The 12,027-nt window shown below is 55.6% G+C and carries 11 protein-coding genes; 3 read left to right on the forward strand and 8 right to left on the reverse strand.

Features of this window, described 5'->3' with window-relative positions:
• Positions 1–56 precede the first annotated feature (56 nt).
• Positions 57–1,166: an adenosylhomocysteinase gene (locus HV127_RS26045; RefSeq protein ID WP_182207271.1), complete on the forward strand. Its 1,110-nt coding sequence runs from the start codon at positions 57–59 to the stop codon at positions 1,164–1,166.
• 119 nt (positions 1,167–1,285) lie between these two features.
• On the opposite strand, the gene cobS is transcribed toward HV127_RS26045, so the two are convergent.
• From cobS to dacD, 7 genes are all read right to left on the reverse strand, one after another.
• A complete protein-coding gene (gene cobS / locus HV127_RS26050; protein WP_182239786.1) occupies positions 1,286–2,026 on the reverse strand; it encodes an adenosylcobinamide-GDP ribazoletransferase in 741 nt (246 codons plus the stop codon).
• A gap of 77 nt (positions 2,027–2,103) precedes the next feature.
• Positions 2,104–2,304 carry a bifunctional adenosylcobinamide kinase/adenosylcobinamide-phosphate guanylyltransferase gene (locus HV127_RS26055; RefSeq protein WP_182207272.1) on the reverse strand — a complete coding sequence of 67 codons (201 nt, stop codon included), beginning with the start codon at positions 2,302–2,304 and terminating at the stop codon, positions 2,104–2,106.
• A gap of 197 nt (positions 2,305–2,501) precedes the next feature.
• The gene (locus HV127_RS26060) at positions 2,502–2,837 is read right to left on the reverse strand and encodes a DUF496 family protein (protein WP_110275437.1); all 336 of its coding nucleotides are present in this window, start codon (positions 2,835–2,837) and stop codon (positions 2,502–2,504) included.
• 168 nt (positions 2,838–3,005) lie between these two features.
• Positions 3,006–4,064, reverse strand: a complete 1,059-nt coding sequence (locus HV127_RS26065; RefSeq protein ID WP_142514892.1) for an FUSC family protein — start codon at positions 4,062–4,064, stop codon at positions 3,006–3,008.
• Between the two features lie 98 nt (positions 4,065–4,162).
• Positions 4,163–4,636 (reverse strand): DNA gyrase inhibitor SbmC, encoded by a 474-nt coding sequence (gene sbmC / locus HV127_RS26070; protein WP_182207273.1) that lies wholly within the window; start codon positions 4,634–4,636, stop codon positions 4,163–4,165.
• Between the two features lie 127 nt (positions 4,637–4,763).
• On the reverse strand, positions 4,764–6,200 hold the full coding sequence (locus HV127_RS26075) for a capsule assembly Wzi family protein (RefSeq protein WP_182239788.1): 1,437 nt from the start codon (positions 6,198–6,200) through the stop codon (positions 4,764–4,766).
• A 153-nt stretch (positions 6,201–6,353) separates the two neighbouring features.
• Positions 6,354–7,520, reverse strand: coding sequence for a serine-type D-Ala-D-Ala carboxypeptidase DacD (gene dacD / locus HV127_RS26080; RefSeq protein ID WP_182207275.1), 1,167 nt, complete (start codon positions 7,518–7,520; stop codon positions 6,354–6,356).
• A 180-nt stretch (positions 7,521–7,700) separates the two neighbouring features.
• On the opposite strand from dacD, the gene sbcB reads away from it, so the two are divergent.
• The gene (gene sbcB, locus HV127_RS26085; protein ID WP_182239790.1) at positions 7,701–9,125 is read left to right on the forward strand and encodes an exodeoxyribonuclease I; all 1,425 of its coding nucleotides are present in this window, start codon (positions 7,701–7,703) and stop codon (positions 9,123–9,125) included.
• 103 nt (positions 9,126–9,228) lie between these two features.
• Here sbcB and fusA read toward each other — a convergent pair whose 3' ends face one another.
• The gene (fusA, locus tag HV127_RS26090; RefSeq protein ID WP_182239792.1) at positions 9,229–11,331 is read right to left on the reverse strand and encodes an elongation factor G; all 2,103 of its coding nucleotides are present in this window, start codon (positions 11,329–11,331) and stop codon (positions 9,229–9,231) included.
• Positions 11,332–11,569: 238 nt separating this feature from the next.
• Here fusA and HV127_RS26095 point away from each other — a divergent pair, with 238 nt between their 5' ends.
• Positions 11,570–11,881, forward strand: a complete 312-nt coding sequence (locus HV127_RS26095) for a helix-turn-helix domain-containing protein (RefSeq protein ID WP_004103633.1) — start codon at positions 11,570–11,572, stop codon at positions 11,879–11,881.
• Positions 11,882–12,027: the final 146 nt, after the last annotated feature.

Raw genomic sequence — 12,027 nt, forward strand, 5'->3', positions numbered from 1 at the left:
CATGCAACTTAAAGTATGACGGGTATACCCACTCTATGGATTGAAGGTCAACCACATTGAATAACAAAACAAATTTAGAGAAAGAAGTGGCATGGGCCAGTCAGAATATGCCGCGCACCCTGCGCCAGGTTGCCGCCCTGCCCGATCTCAGCCAGGTCCGCCTGGCCTGCTGCATGCATCTTGATATGAAAATGATCCCGCTGGTACAGGGGATCCTGGAGAAAGGCGCGAAGGTTTTCCTCACCACCTGTAACCCAACGACGGTGCAAGATGACGTTGTCGCCTGGTTGGTGGAACGCGGCGCAGAAGCCTGTGCATGGCGCGATATGAGCGATGCCGACTGGCAGCAATCCTGGGAAAAAGCGATTGCCTGGCAGCCGACGCATCTGTGTGAAATGGGCGCGGATATTACCACGCTGCTGCATCAGCGCGGCGAGTTCGGCAACATCGTGGCTGGGCTTGAAGCGACGGGTTCCGGCGTCAGTCGTTTGGGCGATATCCGTCCCGGCTATCCGATTTTTAACTGGGATGATTTACCGGTTAAAGAGGGGCTGCACAACCGCCATATGGTCGGTTTGACCGCCTGGCACACCTTCTTCCAGACCACCCATCTCACCCTGCATGAGAAAAAAGTACTGGTGATCGGTTATGGTCTGGTTGGTCAGGGCGTAGCGGCGGCAGCAAAAGCCTTCGGCGGCCAGGTGATGGTGGCGGAAATCGATCCGGCCCGTCGACTCCAGGCGGCCTACGACGGCTGGCACGTGGTTGAATTGCAGGAAGCGATTGCCTCAGCAGACGTTGTTGCCACGGCGACCGGTGGTAAAAAAGTGGTCAATAGACAGGCGCTGGATAAGGCCAAAGATGGCGTGTTTATCCTTAACGTCGGCCACGTGGCGGAAGAGATTGACTGCGAGTACCTGCGCCAGTTCAGCCATGAAGAGGTGATGCCGTATATCAACGCCTATCGGATGGGCGATAAAACCGTGTATCTGATGGCTAATGGTTCAATGCTCAACCTGACCGCCGGTTTTGGCGATAGCCTGAACGCCTTCGACGTCACCCTGGCGGTGATGACCAGCGGCATTCAGCATATCGTGACCGACGGAATGAACGCGCCAGCGGACGTTTATCTGCTACCGCAGAGCGTGTGGCAAAAAGCGCTGTAGGCGTATGCGCTGAGTAATTTCCCGGAGGCGGCGCGATGCGCCTGTCCGGGCTACCCAGCATGCAGACTGTACTACCCGTAGCCCGGTCATACACAGCGCCACCGGGAAGAAAGCAATTCCTATAGCAGCGCCAGCAGAAATATCACTTCCCCCAGCTCAATCGCTGCGCCTAATGTATCGCCTGTTTGCCCACCCAGGGTACGCTTCAGCGCCTGACCCAACGCCCAGACCAGCACCACCGTGATGAGTGCCGCTCGCAAACCGTTGACTCCGAGCAGCAGCGTCGCCAGCACCAGAGCTATCCCCATGGTAATCAGCGTCTGACGCAGCGTAATCTTGCCGATAAACAGATTACCCAACCCCTCCTCGCGGGCGTAGCGCTGGCGATACATCAGCAGCACCGCCATCCCGCGACCCACGGCGCAGGCAGCCGCCAGCGCAGCAATTGCCGACGTCCCGCGTAGCGCGACTTCGCTCACCACCAGCACCTTAGCGAGCAGCACGAAGATCAGCGCCAGACCCCCATGGGTTCCTAGCCGACTGTCGCGCATGATTTCCAGCATCCGCTCACGGCGACGGGCGGAAAAGATGCCATCGCAGGTATCCGCCAGACCATCAAGATGAAAACCGCCAGTCAACAGCGCCAGCGCCAGCACGCCGAGCAGCGCGGCAAGCGGGCCACCGCACCACGGCTGGAATAGCATCACCACCGCGCCGCCGATAGCCCCCAGCAAAAGCCCGACGAATGGAAACGTGACGATACTGCGTTGATATTGTTCTATCTCCAGCCCCTGGGACAAACGCGCCGGGACCGGCAGGCGGCTGATAAACGATAATGCGGCAAAAAAAGACTTAATCATTGAAGTGAGACTCCTGTCGATAAAACCCACGGTCAGCGGTGATTTATCGCCGACCGCTACCCGATTTATCCGCGTAGCTATTTTGCAAAAAATGCCTGACATCCATCTTCCAGACGCCAGTGAGCCAGCCGGGTATCACGGTGGTGTTGGATGCGAGCGGTTACTTGATTGTCGGAAATCCAGGAGGTGATGATGTAGGCAGCCGAAACGAAGGTGTTGAGTATAGATTCGGCATCACGGCATTGGTCGCTATGCGCGCCACCGGCAATCAGTATCATCGCGGCGGCACCTGTTGCAGGGACAGCATGAGATAAACCCTTCCGATATCAATATGTTTACGGCGGGAGTATACCAAATTATAGGGGGTTGGATCAGCGTTGCGCGGGCTGTTTTGCTGAGGATTTGAGAGATAACGCAGATTTGGGGAAAGATGACCCCGGCGGCGAGAACCGCCACCGGAGTGCTAAACCGGGGATTACTCGCCCGCTTTCTCTTCGACTTTCGCTTCGCCCATCACTTTCAGCTTTTTAGAGATATCGCGACGTTCTTTAGAGATCTCAGCATTTTTGATGATGTAATCGTCAACACGATCTTCGTAATCGCTTTTCATGCTGGCAATGATGCCCTGAATAGCTTCAACGCTCATGCCCGGCTTGATGTAGTCGCTGAGGTTGTCCAGCAGCAGTACGCGCTTCTGGTTATCACGGATCTTTTTCTCAACGTCCTGAATTTCACGCTGCAGCTTGTTCTTACGACGGTACAGGCGAACAAACTCCAGTACGTCCTGGAAAGAAGGCTTAATTGTTTCCATTTTTACACCCCTGATATTTGAGATTCGGATTCGCTAAAGCGACTGCTACATAGGGTTAACATAACTGTTAGCAGCCGCTGATGACAATGTTTTTTCCTTTGCCCCAATCATAACCCTAAACGCTGCTGAATCGAAGCAAGCGATGGGCAAACCGCGCGTATCTGGTCTTTATTTACGCAACGCCCGGCAGATTAAATGCGACAGCAGTTCAAGCTGGCGCGCCAGCTCTATGGTTAACCAAACATAACCATGAATCGGCGTTTCGGAGAAATTCTCATCCTGCTGCTCTTTGATAAGCAGACGCAGCTCGGCAACGATTTCATTCAGCTTTTCATTATTGGCGAGAATTGGCTGCGGGTTACCTTCGTAGAGTGCATGAGCGATGGTCAGCAACGTTTGCTGAGTCATTTGCTGGGTTTCACGCAGCGTATGGGCATTAAGCATCACGAAGTGACCGGGCCTTGAGGCCCAGTAAGCATTGATTTGCAGCTCCAGCATACAGACCAGATTGCGGCTGACGGTCTGGATCGCCTCGAAGATGGATTTCTGGATGTGCGTCTCTTTGCTGGCCGGGGTGATCAAACCACGCATTTTCACCACGTCGTTGAGCACTTTTTGCAGATGTTTTTCCAGACGCGGACGTTCAACGAGATTCGGCGAAAAGCCCGCCTGATAGAGCCGGTTAAAAGTGGTGACGTAGCTAGCCATCTGGATACGCCAGTGCAGAAACGCCCGCTGCGGCCAGATACCGGTAAACAGCATCGCCAGCAGGGAACCAAAGATAACGTCGCCGCTTCGCCACAACGCAGTATTCATGTCTCCCGGCGGCGCACCGACAACCACCGCCAGCGTAATGCCAATCAGCAGCGCCTGATAGGGCTTTTTGCCCAATGCCAACCAGCCACAGAGGAACATTGCCGCCGCGCACCACAGCAGCATAATGGGCAGCGAGATAAGCTCCAGCTTGAGCGCCACCAGCCCGAGAGCCGAACCAAGAATGGTGCCGCCGATGCGCTGAAACGCACGCGGCACCACGTTTCCCCAAAAGGAGATGGGCCCCATCACCACCACAAGGGTGATGAGTGGCCAGGTCCCTTCCGGAACCTTAAGCAAGCGCACCAGCAGAAAGGTGAGCACAAAGGCCAATGCTATTCGCACACCATGAACTATGCGGTAATGGCGATACAGCCGAATTTCAAATGGCTTAAGTGATTTATCCGCGCGCACAACCGACTCCGACACAACGAAAACGCCAATTGTAACTGCTTTTTCGCCGCAAGCATCACGCGAATGTAAGAAACCTTGTCCACTGAGGGGACAAAGCCTTATTTCACCGAGGGCTCGACCGCAATGTACATCTCGATATCCCAGTAGCCATCCTTATCACCGTCGTTAAGATAGACTTCAAAGCAGGGATCCATCGTCATCTGATACTCTTTGCTTTGCATCAGGCTGTCGAAGAACTGACACCACGGCGTCTTGAAATCGAAATTTTCGACTCTGGCGCGGGCGACGGCATAATCTCCGGCGGCGATTTCGGTCATCATCACACCTTCGCTGTTAGCGGGGAGCTCGTAGTCTTCCGCCACCGTGACGGCAGTATCGCAGCGCAGTTTTTCCGCCGGGACTTCATCAGGGTTGTCGTAATAGACAGCGACCCACTCCTGTGCCGGAACCTGGCTGTTATCAACCCACATCATCAGCTGTTCAAAGCCCTGTTTTACCGTCTGCTCCCAGGGACCGACCAGATGAAACCCGGCGATCTTTCTTTTGCCCACGGATTTAACGTTATAGTCCATGCTACCTCCATTGTTGATAAAATACTGTATGAATATACATATAATCTAACAGTACTATCCCCCATAGTATGTGCGGTAATTCACAAAAATTGCGTGTAAAAAAGCCTAAAAAACATTCGCCATTCGATTACAAACTGAACGGCAGTTCGAGACCGATACTGGCCCCAAGGTCATCGCTGGCGCTATGGTTAGCATCGGTGTACCACACGGAGGTACTCAGGCGTACCGTCGGCATGACATCTCCGCTCCAGCCTAACTGCACGCCTTTGAGCGTGTCGGCGTGCGGGAAGGCTTTGTTGATCCGTTGATTCTTCGGATTCACCTCGGCGTACACCAGACGCGCGCTCCAGCGCTGGTTCTCTTCGGTCACCAGCTCCACCTTCCCGGCATACAAGCGTCCGTCGCCCCCCATAGCATCACCCAGCGGATATCCCTGCTGGTAGTAGCCATCTTTGTAGATAAAGTGGTTATAGATATAGTTGGTGCGTCCCATATTCGAACGGGTATCGTGGGCTTCCAGATACCAGTTAACCGCGTTGCTGTTCCATTGATGATGCCCTTCTACGCCGCCAAGATAGAGGTGCGCCGAGGGTAAATACCCGGCTTCATCTTCGCCGATCATCTGACCGTAAACGCTCACCGGCCAGCCCAGCGTTGGCGCCAGCTTCAGTTTGAAATCAAAACCAGCCAGCTGATTGCCGGGATCGTCGGCTGATTCGCCAGTGTTGTCATTGCCGGTCAGGCCGTCCCAGAAGCTGCTAAACGAGGAAGGACGCCCTTCTCCCCCCCACTGCATAATGCGCGAAGCCCCCAGCTCCAGCGAGGTAAACGGCGAAAAGGTCAAGCGACCGCCGAAGATTTTGGTATGCGGAACGGCAGCGTACTGGCTCATTTGGCTGGCAGAGAGTTGATACTGCCATGGGCCAATCCAGCTTAGCCATGACGTCTGCGGCGCGCTCTGCTCGGCACGCTGTAGCAGAAAACCGGTCATCGGTCGCGCGGCATCGGAACGAATCAGGCTGCCCTCATAACCCGGCCCCCACCACTGTGGGATCTGCCCGAACGCCAGCCACTGGTTCCACAACTTTACCGCGCCGTATGCGCCATTAGCGTTAACGTTTGAACCGTTGCTAATGCGCTTGTCCCCTTCAACGTTGCCCTGTAAGTGCAGGTCCCACCATTCGCCGCTGTTATTCAGCGCGATAGAGAGCGACTGATCAGCGGGATAAGACTGGGCGAAGCCCTGCGGCGTTCCTGGTTTGTCAGTGGAGCTGTAGCCGGTAAGGCGCACGTCGGCCTTTAGCGATCTTAATCGCTGATTCACCCGGCTCAGCACCACCCGCTCTGCGGATGTTGTCGGATGGGCATTCGCCAGCGCACGGTTAATCTCCTCCTCGCTCAGGGGCCAGGTCGACAAACTTAAAGAGAGGGTTCCACGATCGGATAACCAGGCTAAATCATTGCGGAATTCGTTATCGGCCAGAACCAGGCCAGAGGCAAAGCAAGAGGTGCTAAAAACGGCGAACAATCCCAGAGAAAGCGCACTACGCGCAAAATATTTCATCTTCCCAGCTCCGTGTTTGGCGCAGAAGCGCCAGGTTATTTCCTGACGGTGACCGGGTAAGGTAATGGATTGAAACTAAACGAAGCGCCAACCAAAGTGGCATAATAATCAAACAGCTACTAGGTGCCGCTCCAGAACGGAGCGGCCGGAGAGTTACAGCTTCTGATGCAGATAATCGCTAAAGCGCGAGAAAACACCGCCCTTGCCGACGCTTTCCAGTGTCACCAGCGGCCAGTGGGCCACCACTTTATCGCCGTCATAAAGCGAAATTTCACCGACCCGCTGATGGGCGGCAATCGGCGCTTCCAGTACTTTTTTATCCAACACATATTTTGCTTTAATGCGCGACACTTCCGACTTCGGCAATGCCAGCCAGAAGTCCTGATCGGTGCCCAGCGTAATCTGCTCTTTATCACCATACCAAATACGCTCAACCCCGACCTGTTTGCCGTCCTGCAAAACCTGTACGGTGTCGAAATTTTGCTGACCCCAGTGCAGCAGCTTCGCCGCCTGTTGTTCCCGCCCTTTCGGGCTTTCAGCTCCCATTACTACCGCAATCAGACGGCGCTGACCATCCACCGCCGACGCGATCAGGTTAAATCCCGCCCCGGAAGTATGGCCGGTTTTCAGGCCATCGACGTTCATGGTTTTATCCCATAGCAGGCCATTGCGGTTCTGCTGGGTAATGCCGTTCCAGGTCAGGCTTTTCTGGCTGTACATATGATACACGTCCGGCGAGCCGTGAATTATCGCCCGCGAGAGCACGGCCAAATCGTAGGCCGAACTGTGTTGCCCCGGAGCGTCCAGGCCGTGAACGGTTTCGAAGTGGGTATCCTTTAAGTGCAGTTTCTCTACGTAGCTATTCATCAGCGCGACAAACTGTGGCTGACCGCCCGCAACGTAGTCCGCTAACGCCACGCAGGCGTCGTTACCAGAGTCAACAATTAGCCCGCGGCTCAAATCACGCACGCTAAGGCGGTCGCCAGGCTTGAGGAACATCAGGGAAGAACCGTCGAATACCGGATTACCCTTGGCCCAGGCATCTTTGCCAACGGTGACGATATCGTCAAAGGTGATACGGTGGCTGTCGATGGCGCGGTCAACCACATAGCCGGTCATGAGTTTGGTCAAACTCGCGGGATTGCGCTGCTGATGCTCGTTACCCGCAGTCAGGATCTGACCGGTGGTGTAATCCATCAGCACCCAGGAACCGGCCTGAATGGAAGGCGGCGTCACGTTGACGGGAAAATCATTGGCGGCAAATGCGCAGGAAACGCTCGCAGCGAGCAAAGTTACAGCAATAAACAAACGGCCTTTCAACGGCATATCCTCTAAATTGACAGATTCGCCGTCCTTTTTACGGAACTTCTCGTTTCATATCAGGGTTTAATTGCAAGAAAATATGACATCTCAGACGATGGGCAAAGCCGATGCCCTTCTGATGGCCCGGTAAATCGTTTACCATGATGGCTGCTCGCCACCAGGGATAATGAACAGATTATGCAAGATAGCGCCAACCAGCCCGGATTTTTGTTTCACGATTACGAGACTTTCGGCACCAGCCCTTCGCTCGACCGACCGTCGCAGTTTGCCGCCATTCGCACCGATGAAGATCTGAACGTTGTCGGTGAACCAGAGGTCTTCTACTGCAAGCTCGCCGATGACTATCTGCCTCAGCCGCAGGCGGTAATGATAACCGGAATAACGCCGCAGGAAGCTATCGCCAAAGGCGACAACGAAGCCGCCTTTGCCCGCCGCATTCACGATCTGTTCACGGTGCCGAAAACCTGTATCGTCGGCTACAACAACGTGCGCTTCGATGACGAAGTGACGCGCAATATCTTTTATCGCAATTTTTACGATCCTTACGCCTGGAGCTGGCAGCACGATAACTCTCGTTGGGATTTGCTGGACGTGATGCGCGCCTGCTATGCACTACGCCCTGAAGGGATCAACTGGCCGGAAAATGAAGATGGCCTGCCAAGCTTTCGTCTGGAGCATCTGACCGTCGCCAACGGTATCGAGCACAGCAACGCCCACGACGCGATGGCCGACGTTTACGCCACCATTGCGATGGCAAAACTGGTGAAAACCCAGCAGCCGCGCCTGTTTGACTATCTATATAGCTATCGCAACAAACGCAAGCTGGCGACGTTGATTGACGTTCCGCAGATCAAACCGCTGGTGCATGTTTCCGGCATGTTTGGCGCGGCTCGCGGCAATACCAGCCTGGTGGCTCCGCTGGCGTGGCATCCGGATAATCGTAATGCGGTGATTATGGTCGACCTGGCCGGGGATATCTCTCCACTGCTGGAGCTGGATACCGATACCCTGCGCGAGCGGCTGTATACGCCGAAAAGCGAGTTGGGCGATCTGGCCGCAGTACCGATTAAGCTGGTGCATCTCAATAAGTGCCCGGTGCTGGCGCAGCAAAACACTTTGCGTCCGCAGGATGCCGACCGGTTGGGGATCAATATCCAGCGCTGTCTGGATAACGCCCAGCAGCTACGGGCTAATCCCCAGGTGCGCGAAAAAGTGGTGGCGATTTTTGCCGAAGCGGAGCCTTTTGTGCCGTCCGATAACGTCGATGCCCAGCTGTATAACGGCTTTTTCAGCGATGCCGATCGCGCGGCAATGAAAATCGTGCTTGAGACCGAGCCGCATAACCTGCCGGCGCTGGATATCACCTTCGCCGATAAGCGTATTGAGCGTCTGTTGTTCAACTATCGTGCACGCAATTTCCCAGGCACGCTGGATGAAGCCGAGCAGCAGCGCTGGCTGGAGCATCGTCGTGAGGTGTTTACGCCAGAGTTTTTACAGGCCTATGCCGATGAGCTGCAGATGCTGTATCAACAGCATGCGGATGATAAAGAGAAGCTGGCGCAGCTGAAGGCGCTGTGGCAGTACGCGCAGGAGATTGTTTGATTGGAGAAATTCCCGGAGGCGGCGCTTGACGCGCCTGTCCGGGCTACTCGTCTGATAGATGGTAGCCCGGACAGATGCGCAGCATCGCCTCCGGGAAGGTTACTTAGCCTTTAGCGCGACTGGCGATAATCGCCTCTGCCACGTTGTGCGGGGCTTGTGCGTAGTGGTGGAACTCCATGCTGTAAGTCGCCCGGCCCTGAGACATCGAACGCAGCGTGGTGGAATAACCAAACATTTCGGCGAGCGGCACGTCGGCGCGGATAATCTGGCTGCCGAACCGCTCTTCCATCCCCTGCACCATCCCGCGACGGGAAGAGAGATCGCCCATAATGTTACCGGCGTAATCTTCCGGCGTTTCCACTTCCACATGCATCACCGGTTCAAGAATCACCGGATCCGCTCTGCGCGCCCCTTCCTTGAAGCCGAAAATCGCCGCCATGCGGAAGGCCATTTCCGAAGAGTCGACATCATGATACGAACCAAAGGTCAGAGTCGCTTTGATATCCACCACCGGATAGCCCGCCAGCACGCCGGAGCCCAGCGCTTCACGCAGCCCTTTTTCCACTGAAGGGATATACTCACGCGGCACCACGCCGCCTTTGGTGGCGTCTTCAAACACAAAACCGCTACCCGGCTCCAGCGGCTCAAGGGTTAGTACCACATGACCGTACTGCCCTTTCCCACCGGACTGGCGGACGAACTTACCCTCCACCTCTTTAACCGTTTTGCGGATCGTTTCGCGATACGTTACCTGCGGACGACCGATATTCGCCTCAACGCCAAACTCACGCTTCATACGGTCGACGATGATCTCCAGATGCAGCTCGCCCATTCCGGAAATAATTGTCTGCCCGGACTCTTCGTCAGTATGCAGACGGAACGACGGATCCTCCGCCGCCAGCCGCTGCAGGGCGATGCCCATTTTCTCCTGATCGGCTTTGGTTTTCGGTTCAATCGCCAGCGAAATCACCGGCTCCGGAAACTCCATTCGTTCCAGAGTAATCACCGCGTTCGGGTCGCACAGCGTGTCGCCGGTAGTGACATCCTTCAGGCCGACGCAGGCGGCAATATCCCCGGCATGCAGCTCATCGACCTCATGGCGATCGTTGGCCTGCATCAGCACGATTCGTCCGATACGCTCTTTCTTCTCTTTCACCGGGTTCCACACCGCATCACCTTTTTTCAAGGTTCCGGAATAGACGCGAATAAAGGTTAGCTGTCCGACATAGGGGTCGGTCATTAGCTTGAAGGCCAGCGCCGAGAACGGCTCATCATCGCTCGGGTGACGTTCAGCAGGCTGACCTTTCTCATCAATGCCCTGAATCGCCGGAATATCCAGCGGCGACGGCATCAGCTCAACCACCGCGTCGAGCATCCGCTGCACGCCTTTGTTTTTAAACGCGCTACCGCACAGTACCGCCTGAATTTCGCCTTTCACGGTGCGCTGACGCAGCCCGGCGATGATTTCAGTCTCGCTCAAATCGCCGGTTTCCAGATACTTATCCATCAGCTCGTCACGGGCTTCCGCCGCCGCCGAGACCATTTTCTCCCGCCATACGCGGGCGGTTTCCAGCAGGTCGTCAGGCACCGGCGCATAGCTGAAGGTCATGCCCTGGGTGGCGTCATCCCACAGAATGGCGCGCATCTTGATAAGATCCACCACGCCGGTGAAGTGCTCTTCCGCGCCAACAGGAATGACGACAGGCACCGGGTTCGCCTTCAGGCGGTCGGTCATCATCTGCACCACGCGGAAGAAATCCGCACCGGGGCGGTCCATCTTGTTGACGAAAGCCAGCCGGGGGACATGGTATTTATTCGCCTGACGCCAGACGGTTTCTGACTGCGGCTGTACGCCGCCAACGGAGTCGTAAATCATCACCGCGCCGTCCAGTACGCGCATGGATCGTTCCACTTCGATGGTGAAATCCACGTGCCCGGGGGTGTCGATAATGTTAATCCGGTGCGGCTCGAAGCTGCGGTCCATACCGGGCCAGAAGCAACTCACCGCCGCAGAAGTAATGGTTATCCCGCGCTCCTGCTCCTGCGCCATCCAGTCGGTGGTTGCCGCGCCATCGTGTACTTCCCCCAGCTTGTGGCTCATCCCGGTATAAAACAGGATACGCTCGGTGGTGGTGGTTTTGCCGGCATCGATATGCGCGGAGATACCGATGTTGCGATAACGTTCGAGGGGGATGGGTCGGGGCATGATGCGTCCTTAGTCATTTTGACTGTCAGTAAGCGGCCGGAATTGGCCGCGATTCATTTAACGCCATCTATCATAGTACAACTGTACGAGTATATTCGAACTATTTTTGCTATCGTTACTATTGGTGAAGCTGCGACGACGCGCGTGGCTTTAAAAAAGCAGTTTGGGTATATTACCGGCCAGCCGCCGATACGGGCTGCTGCTCGCGGAGCAGCACAACCGCCGACACAGGAATATTATGATCGCCAATCACCCCGAACGTGAACAAATCCGCCTGGAAAATGTCCTTTTTGCCCTCGGTAACCCGCTACGACTTGAGATTATCCGCATCCTTGCCGACGGCAGCGAACAGAGCTGTAACGCACTGCGCCATGAAGATGTGGCCAAGTCGACCATGACCCACCACTGGCGCGTCCTGCGCGACAGCGGTGTGATTTGGCAACGCCCTCAAGGGCGGGAGAATTTGATTTCGCTGCGCCGGGAAGATTTAGACGCGCGCTTTCCTGGATTGCTGGATACGCTGCTTAAGGTGATGCAGCAAGAGAAGTAAACCGTCCGCATTTCTGCCGTATCTCCCGGAGGCGATGCTGCGCATCTGTCCGGGCTACCAGACCGCAGAAACCCGTAGCCCCGGTAAGGCGCCAGCCGCCACCGGGGAATCAGCGAATGCCAGATACAAAAAAGCCGGAGGTTTCC

It is taken from the genome of Klebsiella sp. RHBSTW-00215 (assembly GCF_014103785.1).
Lineage (GTDB): Bacteria > Pseudomonadota > Gammaproteobacteria > Enterobacterales > Enterobacteriaceae > Klebsiella.

Coding starts and splice junctions, on each gene's coding strand:
- cobS (WP_182239786.1), bottom strand. CDS start 2,026: ATGATTAAGTCTTTTTTTGCCGCATTATCGTTTATCAGCCGCCTGCCG.
- HV127_RS26055 (WP_182207272.1), bottom strand. CDS start 2,304: ATGATACTGATTGCCGGTGGCGCGCATAGCGACCAATGCCGTGATGCC.
- HV127_RS26060 (WP_110275437.1), bottom strand. CDS start 2,837: ATGGAAACAATTAAGCCTTCTTTCCAGGACGTACTGGAGTTTGTTCGC.
- sbmC (WP_182207273.1), bottom strand. CDS start 4,636: ATGGACTATAACGTTAAATCCGTGGGCAAAAGAAAGATCGCCGGGTTT.
- HV127_RS26075 (WP_182239788.1), bottom strand. CDS start 6,200: ATGAAATATTTTGCGCGTAGTGCGCTTTCTCTGGGATTGTTCGCCGTT.
- sbcB (WP_182239790.1), top strand. CDS start 7,701: ATGCAAGATAGCGCCAACCAGCCCGGATTTTTGTTTCACGATTACGAG.
- fusA (WP_182239792.1), bottom strand. CDS start 11,331: ATGCCCCGACCCATCCCCCTCGAACGTTATCGCAACATCGGTATCTCC.
- HV127_RS26095 (WP_004103633.1), top strand. CDS start 11,570: ATGATCGCCAATCACCCCGAACGTGAACAAATCCGCCTGGAAAATGTC.